Annotated in this window: 20 protein-coding genes; 5 read left to right on the forward strand and 15 right to left on the reverse strand. The window is 56.2% G+C overall.

Translation table 11 applies throughout. From position 1 onward, the window contains the following. Nucleotides 1–28: 28 nt before the first annotated feature. Both P8935_RS16380 and P8935_RS16385 read left to right on the forward strand, forming a co-directional pair. Entirely contained in the window at nucleotides 29–523 is a 495-nt protein-coding gene (locus tag P8935_RS16380; protein WP_348261369.1) for a hypothetical protein, read from the forward strand. Further along, nucleotides 520–984: a metallophosphoesterase family protein gene (locus P8935_RS16385; protein WP_348261370.1), complete on the forward strand. Its 465-nt coding sequence runs from the start codon at nucleotides 520–522 to the stop codon at nucleotides 982–984. Before P8935_RS16380 ends, P8935_RS16385 begins: the two co-directional genes overlap by 4 nt. Here P8935_RS16385 and P8935_RS16390 read toward each other — a convergent pair. Beyond that, the gene (locus tag P8935_RS16390) at nucleotides 981–2,348 is read right to left on the reverse strand and encodes an acyloxyacyl hydrolase (protein ID WP_348261371.1); all 1,368 of its coding nucleotides are present in this window, start codon (nucleotides 2,346–2,348) and stop codon (nucleotides 981–983) included. The two genes, P8935_RS16385 and P8935_RS16390, sit on opposite strands and share 4 nt — an antisense overlap. Before the next feature lie 100 nt (nucleotides 2,349–2,448). Here P8935_RS16390 and P8935_RS16395 point away from each other — a divergent pair, with 100 nt between their 5' ends. Beyond that, the gene (locus P8935_RS16395) at nucleotides 2,449–2,640 is read left to right on the forward strand and encodes a hypothetical protein (protein WP_348261372.1); all 192 of its coding nucleotides are present in this window, start codon (nucleotides 2,449–2,451) and stop codon (nucleotides 2,638–2,640) included. 668 nt (nucleotides 2,641–3,308) lie between these two features. On the opposite strand, the gene P8935_RS16400 is transcribed toward P8935_RS16395, so the two are convergent. The 6 genes from P8935_RS16400 to P8935_RS16425 form a co-directional block, all read right to left on the reverse strand. Then, nucleotides 3,309–3,650 (reverse strand): hypothetical protein, encoded by a 342-nt coding sequence (locus tag P8935_RS16400; RefSeq protein WP_348261373.1) that lies wholly within the window; start codon nucleotides 3,648–3,650, stop codon nucleotides 3,309–3,311. Between the two features lie 262 nt (nucleotides 3,651–3,912). Beyond that, nucleotides 3,913–4,257 (reverse strand): hypothetical protein, encoded by a 345-nt coding sequence (locus P8935_RS16405; protein WP_348261374.1) that lies wholly within the window; start codon nucleotides 4,255–4,257, stop codon nucleotides 3,913–3,915. 225 nt (nucleotides 4,258–4,482) lie between these two features. Continuing rightward, a complete protein-coding gene (locus P8935_RS16410; RefSeq protein ID WP_348261375.1) occupies nucleotides 4,483–4,944 on the reverse strand; it encodes a hypothetical protein in 462 nt (153 codons plus the stop codon). A 377-nt stretch (nucleotides 4,945–5,321) separates the two neighbouring features. Then, complete coding sequence (pulA, locus tag P8935_RS16415) at nucleotides 5,322–9,095, reverse strand: pullulanase-type alpha-1,6-glucosidase (RefSeq protein WP_348261376.1); 3,774 nt, start codon at nucleotides 9,093–9,095, stop codon at nucleotides 5,322–5,324. A 150-nt stretch (nucleotides 9,096–9,245) separates the two neighbouring features. After that, nucleotides 9,246–9,878, reverse strand: coding sequence for a hypothetical protein (locus tag P8935_RS16420; RefSeq protein ID WP_348261377.1), 633 nt, complete (start codon nucleotides 9,876–9,878; stop codon nucleotides 9,246–9,248). A 56-nt stretch (nucleotides 9,879–9,934) separates the two neighbouring features. Further along, entirely contained in the window at nucleotides 9,935–11,272 is a 1,338-nt protein-coding gene (locus P8935_RS16425) for an acetyl-CoA hydrolase/transferase C-terminal domain-containing protein (RefSeq protein WP_348261378.1), read from the reverse strand. Between the two features lie 147 nt (nucleotides 11,273–11,419). Between P8935_RS16425 and P8935_RS16430 the strand changes: the two genes are divergently transcribed. Both P8935_RS16430 and P8935_RS16435 read left to right on the forward strand, forming a co-directional pair. Then, nucleotides 11,420–11,926 carry a nuclear transport factor 2 family protein gene (locus P8935_RS16430; RefSeq protein ID WP_348261379.1) on the forward strand — a complete coding sequence of 169 codons (507 nt, stop codon included), beginning with the start codon at nucleotides 11,420–11,422 and terminating at the stop codon, nucleotides 11,924–11,926. Nucleotides 11,927–12,019: 93 nt separating this feature from the next. After that, complete coding sequence (locus P8935_RS16435; protein WP_348261380.1) at nucleotides 12,020–13,456, forward strand: ATP-binding protein; 1,437 nt, start codon at nucleotides 12,020–12,022, stop codon at nucleotides 13,454–13,456. A 57-nt stretch (nucleotides 13,457–13,513) separates the two neighbouring features. Here the strand turns inward: P8935_RS16435 and P8935_RS16440 are convergent, their stop codons facing one another. The 8 genes from P8935_RS16440 to P8935_RS16475 all read right to left on the reverse strand — a co-directional run bounded on the left by P8935_RS16440 (nucleotide 13,514) and on the right by P8935_RS16475 (nucleotide 19,530). Then, complete coding sequence (locus tag P8935_RS16440) at nucleotides 13,514–14,410, reverse strand: flagellar hook-associated protein 3 (protein ID WP_348261381.1); 897 nt, start codon at nucleotides 14,408–14,410, stop codon at nucleotides 13,514–13,516. Nucleotides 14,411–14,475: 65 nt separating this feature from the next. Then, nucleotides 14,476–15,897, reverse strand: a complete 1,422-nt coding sequence (gene flgK, locus P8935_RS16445) for a flagellar hook-associated protein FlgK (RefSeq protein ID WP_348261382.1) — start codon at nucleotides 15,895–15,897, stop codon at nucleotides 14,476–14,478. After that, entirely contained in the window at nucleotides 15,884–16,237 is a 354-nt protein-coding gene (locus tag P8935_RS16450; protein WP_348261383.1) for a hypothetical protein, read from the reverse strand. Before P8935_RS16450 ends, flgK begins: the two co-directional genes overlap by 14 nt. 70 nt (nucleotides 16,238–16,307) lie before the next feature. Then, a complete protein-coding gene (flgM, locus tag P8935_RS16455) occupies nucleotides 16,308–16,619 on the reverse strand; it encodes a flagellar biosynthesis anti-sigma factor FlgM (protein ID WP_348261384.1) in 312 nt (103 codons plus the stop codon). Nucleotides 16,620–16,640: 21 nt separating this feature from the next. Beyond that, complete coding sequence (locus P8935_RS16460; protein ID WP_348261385.1) at nucleotides 16,641–17,006, reverse strand: hypothetical protein; 366 nt, start codon at nucleotides 17,004–17,006, stop codon at nucleotides 16,641–16,643. After that, nucleotides 17,007–18,245 carry a flagellar basal body P-ring protein FlgI gene (locus tag P8935_RS16465; RefSeq protein ID WP_348261386.1) on the reverse strand — a complete coding sequence of 413 codons (1,239 nt, stop codon included), beginning with the start codon at nucleotides 18,243–18,245 and terminating at the stop codon, nucleotides 17,007–17,009. 29 nt (nucleotides 18,246–18,274) lie between these two features. Beyond that, on the reverse strand, nucleotides 18,275–18,994 hold the full coding sequence (locus P8935_RS16470; RefSeq protein ID WP_348261387.1) for a flagellar basal body L-ring protein FlgH: 720 nt from the start codon (nucleotides 18,992–18,994) through the stop codon (nucleotides 18,275–18,277). Further along, entirely contained in the window at nucleotides 18,991–19,530 is a 540-nt protein-coding gene (locus P8935_RS16475) for a hypothetical protein (RefSeq protein ID WP_348261388.1), read from the reverse strand. Before P8935_RS16475 ends, P8935_RS16470 begins: the two co-directional genes overlap by 4 nt. Nucleotides 19,531–19,536: the final 6 nt, after the last annotated feature.

Genomic DNA, 19,536 nt, shown 5'->3' on the forward strand with positions numbered 1-19,536 from the left:
CGTCTGGAAATGGGGTTGTGATAGAGCTATGGTGATTGTGAAAAAAGGCGACTGTGAGCATTGCGGTAGATTCTACCGCTATTCGCTCTGGCACTCCGGCTTCGGAGACAACTCCTACGCATACTGCGACGATTGCGGCATGCTGGCCTCGATCAATTACGAAAATCCGGCTGTTGTAGGTTTCCCGCCTCTCACGACGCAATACGCCGAAATTGAGGAATCATGGGAGCCGTTGTTGCGGCCTTGCTCCTGCGGTGGGCGATTCCGTAAAGGTGCATCGCCGCGCTGCCCTTTCTGTAATGAGCCTCTTTCTGCCAAACATGCAGCAGGCCACATTCAGGCACAGGCACAAGGCGCGGGAAAGGGATGGCGCTGGCAGCAGAACTGGAGCGGCGTCTACTGCATGGCCATCGACAATCCGCAAAATCCAGGAACCCCTCTGCAGATTGTGGATCCCGTGATCGCACCGGAACTTGTCAAGACCAAGAGGCGCTGGTCGCTCCTGTTTAATTTTGGCCGATGAAGATTGGAATAGTCAGCGATACGCACGGGCTGCTGCGTCCTGAAGTAATTCCGGCGCTAACAGGAGTTGAGCACATCCTTCACCTGGGCGATGTCGGCGACCCTCAGATTTTGAAATCACTTGAAACGGTGGCGCCCTTAACCGCGATCCGCGGCAATATAGATCGCAGCGGGCCTTGCAGCCTTCTACCCGCGACCGAAGTTGTGCTGCTCGAAGGTAAGTACATCTATATGCTTCACGATGTGCACACCCTGCACCTGGACCCCGCAGCTGCCAAATTCGCGGCGGTGCTTTATGGCCACTCGCATCAGCCGGGCTTTAGGCGGCACAAGGGCGTGCTTTACTTCAATCCGGGATCTTGTGGACCGCGCCGCTTCGAACTCCCTGTCACGATAGGAATGATGACAATCGAGAAAGATACCGATCCCGTCGCCGAGATCGTGCACCTTGATTGTGCTTAGCGGAGGTCCCGCTCGGTTCGTTGATCGCCCTTGGTCTTGAACCGTGAAACACCAACATAAAACGTATTCGCATCGGTGCCCGGGTTGTGTTGGCTGATGTTTGCGTTGGACAAGTGTTGATAGCGATAGCCAATCGTGATTGCCTGGTTTTTATGGTGGAAGATGTTTACTCCAGTTCCGTAATCAATCGTGTACATGAATTGCGAACCCTGCGGGCTGAGTACGCGATCGCTGAAGTAGATGAATCCTCCGTCGGTAGAAAAGAACGGCTGCACACGATGAAGCGGCAGGAAGTCTGCCTGAAATCCCACTGGACTGAGTCCGCTGCCGTAGACGCGCTTGCGCTGGTTAAACAAAGTCCCTGTCGAAGTTGTGTTCGGCGTAGGCCAGTCGAGCATGGCCAGCGCTGTCATCTCGGGAGAATAGCGCAAGGTCCACGATTGATGATGACGGTAGAGTTCATAAGAGTAGCGGAGATCGATTGGCATGTACTTTACGTCGCCGGCATATCCCCAGATGTGACCACTCATCGCGGAAATTCCCCACCATGCACCAAATTCGTGTTTGCCGCCCGGACCCTGCCAGTTTGGCGGGGCGGTTGCGACAGGAGCGGGCTCAACTTCGGCAAGGTAGGCCTCGGCGCCGCTGTCATGATGCCGCGAGGCATAGCGCATTGCCTCGGCAGTCGATGCGGTCACGCCTTCACCGGCATCGCTGAAGAAGCTGTTCGCCTTGACGATGCGCGAGTCGCGATACCATGGTGGGCGGAAGCGCAGAATGTTGGCAAAGCCGCGCGCCGGTGTGAGGAAGTTCGCCATTGTCAGCAGAATCGGATTGTGGCTCTTGTCTTCGAGCTTGGTCACTACATGCTTGTCGAGATAATCCTCGGCAATGGTCCATCCGAAGCCCCCGAGCGGCGTGGTGACAAGCTCAACCCATCCGGTCTCGTTGGTTAATACACCCTTGTCGTAGAAATAGTGATCGCCATTGTGACCGATGCTGGCTTCGCCGAGCGGGCCGAGTTTCCACTCAAAGCTGTAGAAGGTTGACCACGCGAGCGCACGCATGCGGGAGTGCCAATAAGCGCGATCATTCTGGAAGTCGAGGGTCATTCCTTTTGGGTCATTCTGGATCCAGATGCTGTTGGTGATGGCGCCCATCATGGGATGGCCCACATAGTCGTCGAGCGCCGGGTTGTTGTCGGACCACCGATCCCAACGCCACTCTGCAGCCGACGCGATATAACGGTCCCACCATTTCCCGGTGAGCGTTTCGGTGCGATACCAGTAGCCCGTGTAGACATTGCCGGCGTTTTCAAATGAATTAAACAGCAGGGACTCAATCACCATCGGTCCCCAATGCATTCGGCATTCACGCGCACGAGTTGTGTCCGTGGGACAGTCCTTAAGCGGTACGTATCCTTGATGCGGGGGCGGCTCTACACGGGGTTCGAAAGCTTCGCCGGTGGACGCGCTCCAAGCCTCAGGATTGAACGGCGGCAGAGTAGCGGATGTCGATGGAGACCCTGCGTATGACGGTTCACCCAATACCGGCATCTGCCCGGAGGGGATGTTGTTGAGTTGCACCGGAACGGGTGCTGCTGGAAGCGGCGCATCTGGGATGGACGATGCATTTCCTGCGGAGTTCGGTACTTGATCGGATCGCGAAGGCGGATCGGCTACTGCGACTGGTGCCTCTTGCCCGACGTCGGCGGATTGTGAAAATGCTGCATTGCAGGCGGACAGGCAAATCACGGTGAATATAAGGTTGCGAAATAGCAAAAGGTATCGCTGCAATGGGATCAATTCGTATTTTTCTTTATTCGTCTTTCTACTGCTGTCGACATGCTCTGCTTCGGAACACGATCTTTTATACGTAGGGAACTTCAAGCCTGCAGGCCTCCTGAAAAGATTGATTCGGGAAATCTTGGTGATAGGGCCGGGAAACGCAGCGATTCAGCTACTTATCTATTAGACATTCAAATATTGAAGAAGCCTTCTTACTTACAAATGAAGATTTGGACATCCTGGTTCGATCAGACCATACCTGGAAAGCTTGGATGCAGATTTCGACCTATCTCCTGTCTGCAAGCTTCATCAAATGGGGGGGGGAATTCACGAACATGTTTGCCGACCAATCGGCAGCAAACATCCCAGGACCAGGGGTAGTCCCGGGTTACAGATGGCCGTGAGCAAACCCGCTGACCCAAACCGTGCCTTCTGCTTTTTTGCCTGCTTTACAGTGACAAAGGAGAGCCGAGAATCGATTGCGGATTGCCATCGATCCCCAACTCTCGCTCGATTGGGCCAAAAACGAAAGGACGCTTAGAACTGGCGGGTGTATTTCCTCACATCACGAATGCCCGCGCCGATGCCCAGGACGTGGTCGATACGGCGCTGAAATGGATCAGATGGCACCGGTTGCAGCTCAGCACTCGCCTCGGCCGCTTGTGTAGCGATAGGTTGGGTCACTTCAGGGGTTACAGCCTGGGAAACTGCCTCGGTGTTTGGGTCTTCCCCGAACAGCGCCTTGAGCACGGTGACGAGTCTCTCAACCTGCTCTTTGCGCACACGCAGCTTTTCAAATTCGGCATTGATCTCGATCAATTCCGTCTTTGCGGCTTCGAATGCTACACGATAAATCTCTCTCGAACCTTCCAATTTCATACCCCCACAGGCGCGTAGTCTAGCACGCGTGTGAAGCTGGAAAGTAAGAGTCAATAGTAAGAGTTACCGGACGCAGTGCGTGACATTCAAGTCTTCAATCACCGCGCAAACAAAGGCAATTTATTGCATTGGGAAGAGAGGATGAGGAACGAGAAGAAGCCGAGGAACAACCCGGCAGATTTCACGAAAAACGGTCAGCGGTGCCCCGCCGTGCTGCCGGCTCCGCACCGCTCACCGTATACACGCTGGCTCGCGGTCAGCGTTAAAACTGGCGACTGAACTTGCGCCCCACACCGTGACCAAGTGCGCTGTCGAGGCGACGCGCAAACGGGTCGGACGAAGCGCCGTTGCCATTGGTGGCTTGATACTGGTACGTAGGCTCTTCCTGAGACTGAATCGCCTCGTTGGCGGCGTCGGAAGCGCTTTGGACGGCGGCTGCTGCGGCCGCGGCTTCTTCCGCACCAAGTAGAGGCTTGAGAGCCATAACAACTTTTTCAATGCGATCTTTGCGCGCCCGGAGTTCCTCATACGCCCCGAGGATGTCGTTCAGTTCCGAGTTCGCCGAGTCAAACGCAACGCGATAAACTTCTCCACTATTGGGCTTCATTTCGATCTCCAGAGCAAAATTTAGCATGATTTAGAATATTGCTTCTGCAACTATTAGGTCAGTCACATCTTTAAGATATTGCAGGACATAGACGCGATCAGGCGCTCCCCATCGAAAGACGGGGAGCGCCTGCTGGGTTGACCATTTTCACACTTGCCAAAGGCGGATCGCTCCGCATTTTCCAGCCCGGTTATGGTCTGCGTACTCTGTTTTGGCCCGTTGCCCTTAGATGGGCGACAGAAGGCCTTCCGGCCTCTGTTGCCAACCCCACAGGGCGTCGTCGATGCGTCTCTGGAACGGGTCCGCGGAAGGTTGCCGGAAATAGGCGACCTGCTCCGCCGTGGCCTCGGCCATCGCATGCACCGGTTCTGGAACCTGCTCTTCCTCCACGATGTGAACCACTGCAGGTTCGGTTGTTGTCACTTCCATGCCAGGTCCGGAGATCTGCATGAAGGTATAGCCCACGGGTTCGAAAGATTTGGATTCGACCTCAGGCGCAGCCTCAGTTGTGGCGGCGCTGATTTCAACGGTTGGGGTTTCGGCCTGAAGACCGATGAAAGGCCTCAAAGCCTCAACGATCTTTTCGATCTGCTCTTTTCTTGCCTTAAGCAACTCAAACTTAGTGACGATGTCGCTGAGTTCGGTGGTCGCTTCGTCCAATGCGAATCGGTAAGTTTCTGTTCTCATAGTCAACCCTTGGTGGCATTGTGTAGCACCTAGGTGTTACCAAACAAGGGATAAGTAACGGCAGGGAGGATTACTGCTGTAACGCAAGTAACGTACGGTATTGTCCTTTTGTGCAGATTTCGGACGAGATGGCTGCGAGAAGGTTGTGGCTGAAACAACTGCTGGCATTGGTGTTGGCGGTTGGCAGGTAGATCGCAGATTCTGTGGAGTCTTGAAGAGTCCTCGTTAAGGCTTCGGTTGGAGCATGGATGGGCACGGAGAGTTCTGGACGTGCTAGAGCTGGTCCCTCGACTTATCTCGGGATCACGAGGCGCTTCGGGAAAGACATCCACCCCACTGAATTGGGTCAATGGGGTGGACGCAGTGAATCGCGGACGCTAGTTGGCCTCGGCTACGAAAACCGCGGTTGTCAGCGCGGGGACTGTGGCGGTACCGGTTTTCAAGTTGAAGCTGGACTGGCGGGTAGATGGATCGTTGGACTGCTTCTGCACCATGTGCAAGTGAAGTGTGAGGCCCTGCAGGGTACTGCTCGTGAAGTTTACCTGCGATGTGGTTGCGTTAAAGACCACAAGGACATGCTTATACATCCCGTAGTTCCCGCCGTTGGCATCGAGCTTCATCACGATCAAGCCCGGAATCTGGCTGGGGCCTGTGTTGAGGAAGGTGAGGTTTTGCTGAATCTCTCCCTCCGTGGCCATATGGAAGAGACCGGAGCTATAGCGAATCTTCAACAAATCCTGAATCGCAGCTTCGGTGTAGGCGATGTTTGCAGGTTGAGGTGTGTAGGCCGGATTGCTGAGCAGCGGCGTCATCAGCGGCCATTGCCCCTGGTTCTGGCTGGCGATCGGAAGGCCGATCCCCCAATTGGCAGTCTGGCCCGTCCAGTCGATCTTGTTGAACCAGTCGCCGGAGTTGTAGCTGTTCTGATCCATGTCTTTCGACCGAAGCATGTCGTCGCCGCCCTGGTAGAACGGGATTCCCTGCCCCAGCGTCACTAGCGCCATGCCCATTACCTGCCGGCGTGCACGCGTGGCAATGCTGTTAGTGAAGCTGGACTTCAACTGCACCGCGTCAAAGAGATCCTGGTTGTCGTGGACGGATGCGTAGTTCACCGCCTCAATCGGACTCTTCGTGTAGCCGGTCGGCTGGCCGTTATAGTTGACCTCCGCTCCGGTCACCGTGCCGCCGGAACTACCGACGAAGGTGTAGTCGCGAAGATTGCCGGTCAGGCCGACGTCGATCCAGTCGGAGTATTGCAGCAACTGGGATTTCTGTTGATCCGCAGATTGGCTACCGCTTGTGAAAGTGCTGGGATCAGTAAACTCACCGGTTGCGAATCCCTGCACCCGCTCATCGGTAAACGGGCTGCCGCCGCGTATGCCGTCGCGGATGCGATCGTTGAATGTACCGATGCCGTATCCGTAGAGATTGATCTGCGACGCGTTGGGACCGATCTGGTTGTTGGCGGTATCGCCAAAGTTGAAGCCTTCACCGTAGAGATAGATCTTCGAACCGTCGACGCCGTCTTTCTCCGGCGTCAGAGCCTGCAGAGCATTCTGAATATTCTGCATGTTATAGGTGAACTCAAAGCTCATGATGTCGAAGCGGAAGCCGTCGATCTTGTACTCCTTGGCATTGAGCACAAGTGTATCGATCATCAGCTTCTCCATCATCTTGTGTTCGGCAGCGGTATCGGCGCAGCAGGAGCCGGTTTCAAGGCTGCCATTAGCGTCGAGGCGGTGATAGTAGTTCGGCACCACTTCATCGAGGTTTGAATTAGGACTCTCGCCCGCAGCGTTGGTGTGGTTGAAGACGACGTCCTCGACGACGCGCAGACCTGCTTTATGCAGCCCTTCCACCATCGTCCGATACTCGCTGACGCGATTGTCGGGGTTGATCGCATAGCTACCTTCCGGCGCCATGAAGTGCACCGGATCGTACCCCCAGTTGTAGGCGGGATTCGTCTGGCTGGCAGTGACGGCAGCCTGCTGCTGCGTGCCGTCTGGTGGATACTGCGCCAGGCCACTGGGAATGATCCACGTGGTTTTGTCTTCGTTGACACTGGCGAAGTGGAAAGAAGGAAGAATGTGGACCGCCTTCAGTCCGCTCTGTGCGAGCGAACGAAGATGTTTCATGCCATTAGAATTCTGATCGTTGAATGCGTCATACATGCCGCGATGGGATGCCGGCACGGTGAGGTCATTCACGCTGAAGTCGCGTACATGAAGCTCATAGAGACTCAGATCACTGAGGCTGTTTAGCCTTGGTGAATTCGAATCGTCCCAGCCGTTGGGTTTCGTCTGATCCGACTCCAAGTTGGTGATGCGGCTTTTGGTTCCGTTCAGTGCCAGGTCGATTGAGTAGGGATCGCTCGTGATGTTGGTATCCACAGCACCATCAGCCGAGACCCAGACCTTCACGCTGTAGAGGTAGTACTTGCCCTGCCAGTTAATGTCGCCGCCTGCGGCCCATACACCGTTGTGATAAATCATCGGCACTGTGGCGGACGGAGTTGTGTCGGTGGCGTGGTCGAAAATGAGAAGCGACACGCTCTGCGCCGTGGGCGCCCACAGCTTCAGTTTGACGGCATAGTTTTCGAGATCGGGCCAGTCGCTCCATGTCTGCTCGTTGCCTGCATGGAAGACGACGCCGAGTTTGCCGGGATAGTAGTAAAGGTCGTCGAGCACGCCGGCGAACTGTAGGCCGGTTGCATACTGGAGCATTCCACTCTGACCGACCACCGAAAGCGCAAGCTGGCCTTGAAGCGCAGTCTGCAGGGTGGAGAGTGGCGTGTCAGGTGGGAGTTGCAAGACGGTGTAGCTGCCCAACTGCGGATAACGCGCGAACTCATCGGCGGTGAGGCTGCCACCCGCAGTAAGAGGGATCGTGATGCCGCCAGTGATGCCGGTCGTGGTAACCGACAAGCCACCGTTCAGACTCGAGTTAAGAGCATAGGTTGCGCCGCTGGTAGCGAATTGAGCCGGAAGAGCAACGCGCTGCCGATCGATCCAGTAGGCCTGCTCGATATTCAGCAGGCTATTCAAGATCTGTGTTGCGGTTGGCGTCGTCGTGAAGACCATGGCATTGCCGGAAATGGCCCATGCCTCGGTATTCGTAGCGACGTCGAGATACATGTTCGGACCTGGATCCTTGGCGCCGGTCGAAATGTTGTGGATGATGAATCCGAGGTTCTGCGGATTGGGTTTCAAGCTGATGTCAAAGTACGCGCCGTAAGAATCAAAGGCAGTCACGCCGGTGAGCCCGTCGTTGTAATCGCCGGTATACTCCGCGGTGTCATTGAACGCGTAGCAGGTCCAGTTGGAATAGTTCCCGTCTGGACGGTAGTAGTGAATGCGCGCATAACCGGGCAGCAGTGCGTTGGGAGTAGTGAGGTTCACGGCACTCTTATAGAGTTTGCCGATACCCGTAAACGCCCAGTATTCAAAGCCCTCGGTAGCGGGGTCGACGAACTCATTGGGACCAGTGTCTTTTGCGCCCGTGTAGATGCTGTGAATAATGAGACCAACATTCTGCGCGCTGACAGGCACGGCAACATCGAAGTATGCGCCATATGCGTCGTAGTTCGTCACCGGAACAAGGCCGCTGTTGTAGTCGCCTCCGTATTCGGTGGTGTCGTAGAAGGCATACATGGTCCATCCGCCGTAGTTGCCGTCAGTGCGGTGATAGTGAACGCGCACGTATCCCGGCAATAAAGCTGTGGGATTGGCGAGGTTGGGAGCCGACGTATAGAGCTTTGCGATGCCGGAGTAGGCCCAATACTCAACGCCCTGCGTTGCAGGATCGACAAAGAGGTTATTGGGCGTGTCTTTCTGGTCGCCGCCGGAGGCCGTGGGATTGTGAATGATTATGCCCACTTCTTGCGCGCCGGTGGTGACTCCTACGTCGAAGAAGGCACCGAAGCTGTCACTGCCTGCTACCTGGACAGGACCGCCACTGTAGTTGCCGGTGTTTTCCGTGGTGTTGTCGAAAGCGTAGATAGTCCAGCCGGAGTAGTTGCCATCGGGGCGGTGGTAGTGAACGCGAATGTGACCGGCGGGAATTTGTGCGGCGATGGATGGCAGCAGGCCTAACAGCAGGAGTGCGAACGCGACGATAGACAGACGCTTCGCTACAGGGGGGCGGAATTTCATGGGGCGGCTCTCCCAAAAATTGTGTCCGGATATTCGAACTTGTTTTCTTCCGGCGACGGGAGGATATACCCGCGTCTGGTCCGCTCGCAATCGTCTTCTAAAGTTCATCAGATTGCGAGGTTGGCGGGATGCTCGAAAAGTGAGCTACGGCTACGGCTTTTGGGTTGGAGCTGGCGGACTGGCGGGTTGCGGTGGATAGTCGTGATCTACAGCATCCCTGAGGAAGCGCAGAAGCACGACTTCCGGCGCGTCGAGACCATCTTTCATTTCACGCGACCACAGCGGGCCGCTCAGTTTTCCCTGTGGGGTCAGCGAGAAAACGCGTAGCGTATCGTCGGCGGGGCCAGCTTCACCTCTGGCTCCTATGGCATCGACATTATCCGAGCGGTCCGGGTTACCCCCGGGATTGGGGTTGCCGGGTCCGGCAGGATTTCGGCCGGGATAGGAAGCGCCGATTCCTGTCGGCGTTCCAGCGCCTACCCCTCCATGCAGTTGGGCAGCAGCGAGTCGTCCTCGGCGCACGATGATGATGAGATCGGCATCGTTCCGGTGCATTGTCAGCGAATAGCGGTTCCAGTCTTTCAACGCGTCCTGAACATTTGCGATAGCATCGCGATCTTCTGGAAAAAGGCCGGGCTTCAGAGTGTCGCCATCTTCGGCCTGGACGTACACAAAGCGGGCGCTGGAGAAGACGGCCGGAAGGATATCTTTCTTTTTGTTTTTGGCCAAGGCTAGAGGCGCGACAAGCGTGAGTAAAATAGCGATCGATTTTGCGAACTTCATGAGGACGCCTCCGCTGCGAAACAAGCATACTCCGCACGATGTTCCATCGCCACTTCTCAGAACGAGACGCCGCGTGGAATGAGCCGGTTTTCATAGGCCTCGCGCTCCAGTTCTTCCCGGAAATCAGGATGAGCGACGGAGATGACCGCCAGCGCGCGCTCAGCGACGGACTTCCCTTTCAGGTTGACCATGCCGTATTCGGTCACGACATACATGATGTCGGAGCGAGGAGTGGTGACGATATTGCCGGGAGTCATGTTGAGGACGATCCTGCTGCGCCGTTCTCCATGCTTCTCGTATGTCGACGCCAGGCAGATGAATGATTTGCCGCCTTTCGAGGCATACGCGCCTCGCACAAATTGCAGTTGCCCACCGGTGCCGCTGAGATGGCGGTGGCCATCAGACTCCGATGCGGCTTGGCCCTGAAGATCGATCTGCGTGGTGTTGTTGATCGAAACCATGCGGTGGTTCTGCATGATGATGTTGGGCGTGTTGGTGTATTCAACAGGGTGGCAGCAGAAGTCTTCGTTGCGGTTCAAAGTTTCATAAAGATAGTTCGACCCGAGCGCAAAAGTGTAAGCGATTCTGCCGGCGTCGAGGATCTTTTTCGAACCGGTGATCCGTCCGCTTTTGTAGAGATCCGCGATGCCATCGGTCAGCATCTCGGTATGGACGCCAAGATCGCGCACTCCGCTTTCAAGCAGCAAGCTGCAGACTGCATTTGGCATGCCGCCGATTCCGATCTGCAAGCATGAACCATCTTCAATCTCAGCTGCTATCCGCCGGGCAACGGCACGATCGACTTCGGTGGGGTCGGGATTGGGCAGCTCCGGCGGCAGTTGGTCATCGCCATCGATGACGTAATCGACCTCGGTAAGGTGGACGCCGTTCTGTTCGCCGTTGGCGACGGGAAGGTGACGATTTACTTCTACGATAACGATGCGTGCCGATTCAACAACCGCGCGGTGCCAGATATTGGAAGCGCTGAAATTGAAGTAGCCTCTGTCATCCATCGGGCATGTCTTCAAAATCGCTATGTCTACCGGCGCAAGAAAACGCCGGTAGTAGTCAGGTACTTCACCGAGATTTACCGGCATGTAGTTGCAGCGCCCTGCATCATGTTTTTTGCGGTCGTAGCCCGAGAAGTGCCAGCTGAAAAGGAAGAAACAGTTCGATTCTCCGTTGCACTCCGCGACTGCCCGCGGCCGCATGGACAGGCAGGATCGGATCTTCACATTGTGCAGCTCATCGCGGCGAAATCCTAGCGCCGCGTCGAACACATCAGGCTGAGCGAGCGCCACACCGTAGTCCAGCCACATACCCGACCGGACCAAACACGCGGCCTGCTCTGCTGTGATCTTTTGTGCTGGAACGGACGCTATTCTCCTGGACACGACGATCACCTTCCATTCGAGCGATCAGTTTGGGAGTTCCGGAGCCATGAAATGCAGAGTAATCCTCTCATGGCCAGCAGAGATCGTGAAGATTCAAATTTGGGAAAGGCTTTTTGGTGAGGAACCGCCGGGCGATAGTATCGGGGGATGAAAGCTCTGGCTCTGGCAATCTTTCTCGGTATCTCGTCGATCTTCGGCATCGCCCAGGACAGTCCCGATCAGGATGCAATCAAGGCATTGCGAGTGGCATCGAACAAGGCAATCGCGGCAGGAGATATTGTAGGTTTCTCCGTGAGCCTCGATCATGATTTTGTGGTGGTTACCGGGAACGGGTCGTTTCTTTCACGCGATGCCTATATTGCGGCATTTCGAAAAGACTTCGAAGATCCGCGCTCCGTGCGGTTTGAACGCATGATTGATTCAATCGAGATTTCTGGTTCGGTTCCACTGGCTGCGGAACACGGACACTGGGTAGGGCGTTTGCCCGGCGGCGCCGTTATCTTCAGTGGAACGTACCTTGCTATGTGGCGCAACAGCGCCAGCCACTGGAAACTTCGTTCAGAACTGTTTGTCTCCCTTGCATGCATGGATGTTGCCGAGTGCGAGAGCTATCGCAAACGGTATGGTGGAACGACAACTCCGCCGGGAAACTGAATTAGAGACCGATCTGCCCAATTGACTTGTGAATTAGAAAGCCGAAGCAATCATGCAATCTGGTACTTTGTTGAAGAACAAGCGACACTTCCCTTGAAAGACGCGACAAACACGGCATCAGGCGATCTGATTGATCGGTTGGCAGAACATAAGACGCTTGGCTCAGCGCCGCGGGAGGAGCTTGCCTGGCTGGCGAAACATGGGTCGCTGCGCAGGCTTGCTGCCGGAGAAGTTTTGTCGCACAAAGGCATGCAAGTTGAGGGCCTGTACGTGGTGCTGTCGGGTCACGTGTCCCTGTCGGCCGACAGAGGCGCCGGGCTCCAGAAGATGATCGAATGGCGCGCGGGCGATGTCTCCGGAGTCTTGCCGTACTCACGACTGGTGACTCCACCGGGAGATGCGATCGCGCAGGAGCCGACAGAGATTCTATCTCTCGACCGTGAACACATCCGCGCGCTGACTCACGAATGCTTCGAGATTACATCGATCCTGGTGCGCACTATGCTTGACCGGGCGCGGCTTTTCACATCGAGCGAATTGCACAACGAAAAGATGATCTCCCTGGGAAAGTTGTCGGCGGGCCTGGCGCACGAGTTAAATAATCCAGCATCGGCTATTGAACGCAGTGCCTCGCTGCTTGAAGACCGGCTCGTGGATTCCGAGAAAGCTACGCGTGCGTTGGGCGCGGCCAGACTCAGTGATTCGCAACTTGCGGCCGTGGATGCGGTTCTTGCCTCATGCCTCGCCGGACAACGGCAAGTGGGCCTATCCTGTCTCGAGCAGTCGGACCGCGAAGAGGCTATTTGGAATTGGTTATCTGCACACAAATTGGATCCCGCTAACGCAGCGATGCTGGCCGACACTGAAGTGACATTCGATGCACTCGAGCAACTTGCGGTAGTGGTGTCGGGGCCAGCATTGGACGCAGTGCTGCGCTGGGCGGCAGCGAATTGTGCGGCTCGTCGCCTGGCGGCCAGTATTCAGGGCGCAGCAATGCGCATATCCGGTTTGGTCATGGCAATCAAGGGATTCACAAATATGGACCAGGTGATGGTGGCCGAGCCTGTAGATCTAGGACCGAGCCTGCGCAACACGTTGTCGGTCTTGCAATCGCGAGCGCGTGAGAAATCGGCCGAGGTATCGGTGGAACTCGAATCGGGCTTGCCCGCGGTACTAGGCTACGCCGGCGAACTGAATCAGATATGGGGAAACCTGATCGACAACGCATTAGATGCCGTACCCGTCGGTGGACGAGTGGACGTGTCTGCAAGTTGCGAAGAGCAACGGGTGGTCGTCCGCATCGTCGACAATGGCCCAGGCATTCCGACGCAGAACCTGGCGCGTGTCTTTGATCCCTTCTTTACGACCAAGCCGCTGGGTCAGGGAACAGGGCTGGGGTTGGATATCGTACGGAGGCTTGTACGCCACAACGACGGAGCCATTCACGTGGAGTCGAAGCAGGGCCGCACGGAGTTTCGAGTCACGCTGCCTATTGCGAAGGCTGGGCCAGAAGCTATGGCAGAATGCTGATCGCCGGGGATGATGTGCGGGGCTTCTCAGAGCTCATGCTGCGATTCCAAACTACCGTTAGAGCTTGTCAAACAGACTTCCCGCGCCAAGTTGTGAAATCACCGATTCTAGCGCCGTCTCCTGCGTCTTCGAGAGCGATAGCTGCGTGGCGACCGTGGCCAGGTCAGCTTGCATCAGATCTGTCTGCGCAGCGGAGAGTTGGGTTTTCTCGGTTGTGATTGCGCCTGAAGCTGCGGTTAGTTGCGTCATGGAATTGTCGATGGTCACGCGCTGCTGTGAGACCGTATTGAGCGCAGAAGTCAAGGCCTGGGTGTCTTGCGTTGCCTGAGCCGTATTCACCGTGCCGCTCGCGTAATCGGCCACAAGACTATTGAGCACCCCAAATACGCTGGTTGATCCAAGGAATATCTGATCGCCTGGAACGTTGAGTTGGATCTTTTGTCCGTTGGGTGTATGCAGATAGTTCACGTCGTTGTCGCCGTTATAGGTCGTAACCGCTGGCGAAGTTGTTGCTAAAGTTGTGAACGGCGTAGTGGTCGTCTGACCACCTGCAAAGATATATTGCCCCTGGTAGCTACTGTTGGCCAGCGATTCGACCTCGCTGAGGATGCCTGAAATTTGAGATCCAATGGACTGCACGTCACTCGCGTTCATGGTGCCGTTATTCGCGCTGGTAGCCAGCGAGATGGCCTGTGTCAGCTGCGTTACAACACTGCCCAGCGCTGAATCAGCCACCTGCAGTTGCCCCGTCACCAGACTTGAACTTTGTGTGAAGGAATCGTCTTTTTGAATCTGGTTCAAGAGCAGGACGTTGCGCCCGGCGGACACAGGATCGTCTCCGATGGAACTAAAACGAATGCCGCTGGAGAGTTGGTTTGTCAGTGCCTGCTCCGTGCCCTGCGTCCGATCGAGCGCGCTGACAAGGTTGGTTACGTAGAAAGGATCAACTCGCATTCTGAACTCCGGTTGTACGTGCGCAGGATATTAAGGAGCAAAGTCGCGCATTTGAAATGACGAAATCAGGAAACAGCTGTCTGGACACCAAGATTCAAAGCTGAGTTCATCACCGTGTTGAGGATGGCAAAGACCTGCGAGGCCGCCTGGTAGCTGCGCTCAAATTCCTGCATCGTTGAAGCCTCATCGTTCAGGTTTACGCTCGATAGCGAATCCCGCGCGGTTTGCAACTGCGTAACGGAGGCATTTTGCGCCGTATTCTCGATCTGAACACCCGAAACGGTGGAACCCAATGCTGTCACAAAGTTGGAGTAGAAGTCAGATGGGGTAAGGCCGTTGGCGATGGCTTGGGTTGCCAATGCAGCCAATGCAGCGCAGTTGCCGCTGTCTCCGCTTCCCTGTCCAGCTGCCGCCGCGGCAATCTGCGCAGGATCGCTCATGACAATACTCATGTTCATCGCACTGCCGGCAACCGCAGCGGGTTGGCGGAAAATATTAAGAGGATTGGCAGCGGTTCCGGTATTCCCAGCGAGGTCGGAGCCTGCATTATTCAGTGCGTTGACCTGGATGGAAATGCCGTATGCAAGCTGATCGAGCGCCGCGATGACCTGCGGAATATCTTGATCGCGCGCAGTAAGAAAGCCGCCAAGTTGACCGCCGCCGTTTGTGAGGGACGAAGTGATGTCGCTGGTACCGACAAAGAAGTGTGTCTCTCCGTTGATCGTGCCGGTAGTAAGTGGATAGGCCGTGCCTTCGGAGACCAGCATATCGCCGGAGGATGTCGTCAGGGATATGCCGTTGTTTTCGGTCGTGATTTGGTTGTTGCCAATCAGCAGCGACAGCTTGCTCAGGTCCTGTTGGCGCTGGTCTTCAAGAGTGCCGGCGTCAGCGTGGGGTGAAGTAGACTGGATCTGGACGTTCAGCCCAGCGATCGCCGACGTAAGTGAGTCTACTTGGCTGGTGACACTGCTAGCCTCCTGATCGAGCGAAGTTCGTTGGGCTGTCAGGCTCGCCGCGGCATTCGAAATATCTCCCGCCAAAGTCCGCGCGGTCGAGAGCACCTGTTCCCGTAATGAATTGTCGGTTGGATTCGCCTCAAGCGAAGCAAAAGATGCGAAAAATCCCGTAACGTCGCTGCCGATGTCTCCGGCAGTCGCACTCGAAGAACCGGAATCAGGCGGAAAGAGAGCTTGCACCGATTCGAGCGCGGCAAGACGAGTGCCCGAGGCGGAAGCAGCCTGTTGTTGTTGCTGGAGGCGCTCCTCAAGCACGCGATCTCGCAAAGACGTACCTCCGGTCTTCGAAACTCCCGTGCCATAGCTGACGCCGTTGATCTGAACAGGAGTGTTCTCCTGCGAGTTAGCCACTTGCTGCGTGTAACCCGGCGTGTTTGCGTTGGCTACATTGTTGGCAACGATATTCAAAGCCGACTGGTCTGCTTGCAGCGCTCCCGAGATCAAATTGAACGCGGCACTAATGGTCGCCATGATCGCTCCCATCGGACGTAATGTTCAACCCTGCGCTCGAACCATACTCCAACCGCGCCACGTGCATCTCCCGCAGCCGGCGCATGACGTTCAGATTGGCCCTTGTCGCCTCAAGGACACGCATGAATATCGCCATCTCCTTCCGCGCCGTACCGTATTCGGGGTCCACGAGCAGTGACAGATCGTCGCTCGCACCTTCGTCCTGAATCAATGCCGCGCAATAGGCCGCCATCTCTTCCAGTTTGTCCCCATCGATATGCGCCAGCGCCTGCGAGGCATCAGTAAGAATGCTTCTCAAACCGGGCTGTCTCTCGCTCGCGCTCATGATAGTTGGGTCCAAGGAACTCATCCCCTATTCGCATTCCGTCGCAGAATCGTCATCCATTGCAGATCGTCTGGCAGATGACCGGTTATCTGCCGAGGCCAGGCGCGCCCCCTAGCATGGAGTCGATCACCTTATCCGCAACTGCTGACGCCGGAACGTTGTAGGTGCCTGCCGCCAACGCCTGTTGGATTGTCATTACCCTGTCGGCACGCACTCCCTCTAAGGCCGCAGACTGCGAAACTTCAGTGCCGGCTTGGCTTAGAGTTGCTTGATCGCCCGCAAACCCGGCTTGGACAGTATTGCTTTCATTGCTGCGGACCTGCTGTGCCTGTGCAGAGGCGGGTGAAGACACACCCAGAAAAGCTTTCAGTGCTTCAGCATTATTTCGGATCTCCATACACATTCCTCCTTAGCAGGCTTATCGGCTGTTCTCGAATTCACTTGAGAGCCGCAGCGAAGTTCTTTGAAGATCGGAGATTTCTCTTCCCGCATTAGGAGAATGCGGCGAATCCGTCTCGTTCTGGGAGAGGCTTCGAAGGACACGGGCGGCAATCCCTAACCCTCCCTGTCGACTGAGAGATTGCCCCAGAGCTTCGGTGGCAAAGTCAGCCATGACTCCTCCGGGGCCAGAAGCGGAATCGTCCCCGTCCGTACTTTCCCTGTCTGTCATCGGCTTAAGCAACTCCTTCATCAGCTGCGCTTCAAACTCATGCGCAGCCTGAACAAGCCGTGGCTGCGGCGTCGCTGGCGCATGTGCCGGCGCGGTGATTGCAATGGTGTTCATCTATAGCACCTCCAGATCGGCCTCAAGGGCGCCAGCCTCTTTCATGGCCTGCAGGATCGAAATAACATCGCGGGCACCAGCTCCGATGCGTTGCAGTTCCTGAACCAGATTCTCGACGGTTGCACCCTCTTTGAGATCGATGCGGTTCACGGGCTTGTCCATGGCCTGGATCGATGTCTGCTGCACGACTTGAGTAATTCCGCCCGATAGCGGCCCCGGCTGCGAGATCTCGGCCTGCGCGATCACGTTTACCGAAAGACCTCCATGCAGGATGGAAACCGGCTGGAGGCGGACCGTGCCACCGATAACTACAGTTCCGGTGCGCTCATTCACCACAACACGGGCGCGCGGAAAAACTTCGATCTCAACGGCTTCAACCTTATCCAGCAGCGCAGGGATATCTTCGTTTGGCTGGGGAGTCAATTCGACGCGTCTGCTGTCAACCGCGTGGGCACGGATAGATCCGAGAGAATGATTGAGAGCCAGCGCCATGCGCTCAGCGGTATGAAAATCTGCATCATTGAGAATCACGCTGACAGTCTGCATCTGCTTGAGTTCGAATGGAACGGGCCGCTCCACCAGAGCGCCACCCGGAATTCTGGCGGTCGTTGGATGATTGAGCTGCCGCGTATTCCCGGCCGCGGTACTCATATATCCACCGAGAACCAGCGCTCCCTGGGCCTGCGCGTAGATCTGGCCGTCGGGCCCGTATAGAGGTGTCATCAGTAGAATTCCACCTTCGAGCGATCGTGCATCACCCGCAGAAGATGCGGTAATGTCGACACGATAACCGGGACGGCTGAAGGGTGGCAGGGTCGCGACCACAAAGACCGCCGCCATGTTCTTGACCTGCATATTGCTGGCACTGTTGGAACCAGTCTGCGGTACCGTAACACCCATACGCTCGAGAGCGGAAATCAAGGTTTGCGCAGGAAAAACGGTCTGCGAACTGTCGCCCGTTCCGCGCAGTCCAACGACCAGGCCGTAGCCCACCAGCTGGTTATCGCGAATTCCTTCGATGGTGGCAACATCCTTTACGCGCGCAAGCTGGCCCGGCGTCTCGCTGCGAGCTAGCCCAGCAGAAATGGCAATCGCAGCTGCGAGAAGAGTCCATGCAACAAACATTGCCCACTGCACACTCTCCTGCGGTCTGTAGCGGATTCTCGATAATAGGTGGAGATGGTGAAGTGTTGGCTCGGTGATCTCCATTTTTCCAGCCGGATTCATGGCGTCGTTCATCGTTCTCGCTTTCCTGAAAGCTCCGCGTTCTAGAACACCAGCAATTTCTCCAGCCAGCGCACCAGCGGATTCTGGCGGTAGGTAGAGTCACTCACGATTCCCTTTCCCGTCACTTCAAGTTCGAGGTCAGTCATGGAAGTGGAGAGAACCTGGTTCTGTGCGCTCACATCTTCCGGACGCACCAGACCTCGCAATTTGATGAGTTGTGTCTGCTGCGAGAACGTCAGTTGGCGCGTGGCCTGCACTACCAGCATGCCGTTGGGCAGCACATCCACCACCTCGCCGCCGAACGTTGTCGCAAGGCTGGAATTGGTCGTGCTCTGGCCTTGCGCGGTCAGGCCGGATGAGGAGTTTTGCCCCACGAGATTCTGCAGGCTGTTCGAGGCTTTGAGCGCGCCAAAGAGCGAAGTAACGCTGGAACTGGCATTAGAAGCGCGCACATTCTTCACCTGGCCGTCGGTAGAGGCTGCAAGACTCTCAATCACGACAATAGAAACAACGTCGTGGATGCGCGCGGCTTTCGCATCGGTACCGAGACGCACCAAGCGGCCATCGGGACTCCATATGGATCCTTCCGTGCTGGTCTGTGCCGCATGCTGCGCGCGGACGCGGTCGATATAGGAGTGCAGTGCAACTTCGGGCGGCGTCTTGGTCGGCTCCGACGCCTTTTGCTTTTTTGTGGCATGGACTGGGACAGATGCGAATGCCGCGACAATTAACAGACTGATGATGACAGGTAGGCGCATCATGGCCGAATCTCGCTTGCTTCGACGCCTCGTGTGGCATGTCCGCGCGTAGCGGCGATCGCACGAACGGTTCGACCACCGAACTTGATGCGCACGCGGAGTGAATCTCCTGCCGCACCCGTATCGAGCGCCGTGGCTTCCAGTTCTGCATCGGAGTTGATTCCATGTTCGGAAAGAATGATTTGATCGCCTGCATGGATGACGGGCAGCGAGCTCAACTGTCCTCGGAGCGGTGTGACGTTCATTTCCTTCGCAGCGAAGAACGCGCACTCGGAATGTCGCGACTCTCGCACGAACAAGGCGGGTCCGGTCGCGCGGTCCATATCTCGAACCAGCAGCCAACGTTGGTGGGTACCGGGATCTTCAAGCTCCCTGAGAGCGTGATAGCGGGATCTCGAATCCGAGCGAACATAAGGATCGTCAGGACAATTCGATCGCAAAGTGGCCGCGTCGACTCTCTGCGGCGTGTACAACAACCCAAAGATCGGTGCAAGAACGAATCCAATCAGAAGGATACGGAATAGAGGAGCCGAGTTCATCTTTTT

It is taken from the genome of Telmatobacter sp. DSM 110680, assembly GCF_039994875.1.
GTDB lineage: Bacteria > Acidobacteriota > Terriglobia > Terriglobales > Acidobacteriaceae > Telmatobacter.

Excerpts from the sequence above, each read along its gene's own strand:
- P8935_RS16475 (WP_348261388.1), bottom strand. The coding sequence starts at position 19,530 with ATGAACTCGGCTCCTCTATTCCGTATCCTTCTGATTGGATTCGTTCTT.
- P8935_RS16390 (WP_348261371.1), bottom strand. The coding sequence starts at position 2,348 with ATGCATTGGGGACCGATGGTGATTGAGTCCCTGCTGTTTAATTCATTT.
- P8935_RS16440 (WP_348261381.1), bottom strand. The coding sequence starts at position 14,410 with ATGCGAGTTGATCCTTTCTACGTAACCAACCTTGTCAGCGCGCTCGAT.
- P8935_RS16460 (WP_348261385.1), bottom strand. The coding sequence starts at position 17,006 with ATGAACACCATTGCAATCACCGCGCCGGCACATGCGCCAGCGACGCCG.
- P8935_RS16400 (WP_348261373.1), bottom strand. The coding sequence starts at position 3,650 with ATGAAATTGGAAGGTTCGAGAGAGATTTATCGTGTAGCATTCGAAGCC.
- P8935_RS16420 (WP_348261377.1), bottom strand. The coding sequence starts at position 9,878 with ATGAAGTTCGCAAAATCGATCGCTATTTTACTCACGCTTGTCGCGCCT.
- P8935_RS16470 (WP_348261387.1), bottom strand. The coding sequence starts at position 18,994 with ATGATGCGCCTACCTGTCATCATCAGTCTGTTAATTGTCGCGGCATTC.
- P8935_RS16430 (WP_348261379.1), top strand. The coding sequence starts at position 11,420 with ATGAAAGCTCTGGCTCTGGCAATCTTTCTCGGTATCTCGTCGATCTTC.
- P8935_RS16465 (WP_348261386.1), bottom strand. The coding sequence starts at position 18,245 with ATGAACGACGCCATGAATCCGGCTGGAAAAATGGAGATCACCGAGCCA.
- P8935_RS16385 (WP_348261370.1), top strand. The coding sequence starts at position 520 with ATGAAGATTGGAATAGTCAGCGATACGCACGGGCTGCTGCGTCCTGAA.
- P8935_RS16380 (WP_348261369.1), top strand. The coding sequence starts at position 29 with ATGGTGATTGTGAAAAAAGGCGACTGTGAGCATTGCGGTAGATTCTAC.
- flgM (WP_348261384.1), bottom strand. The coding sequence starts at position 16,619 with ATGGAGATCCGAAATAATGCTGAAGCACTGAAAGCTTTTCTGGGTGTG.
- pulA (WP_348261376.1), bottom strand. The coding sequence starts at position 9,095 with ATGAAATTCCGCCCCCCTGTAGCGAAGCGTCTGTCTATCGTCGCGTTC.
- P8935_RS16410 (WP_348261375.1), bottom strand. The coding sequence starts at position 4,944 with ATGAGAACAGAAACTTACCGATTCGCATTGGACGAAGCGACCACCGAA.
- P8935_RS16405 (WP_348261374.1), bottom strand. The coding sequence starts at position 4,257 with ATGAAGCCCAATAGTGGAGAAGTTTATCGCGTTGCGTTTGACTCGGCG.
- flgK (WP_348261382.1), bottom strand. The coding sequence starts at position 15,897 with ATGGCGACCATTAGTGCCGCGTTCAATTTGATCTCGGGAGCGCTGCAA.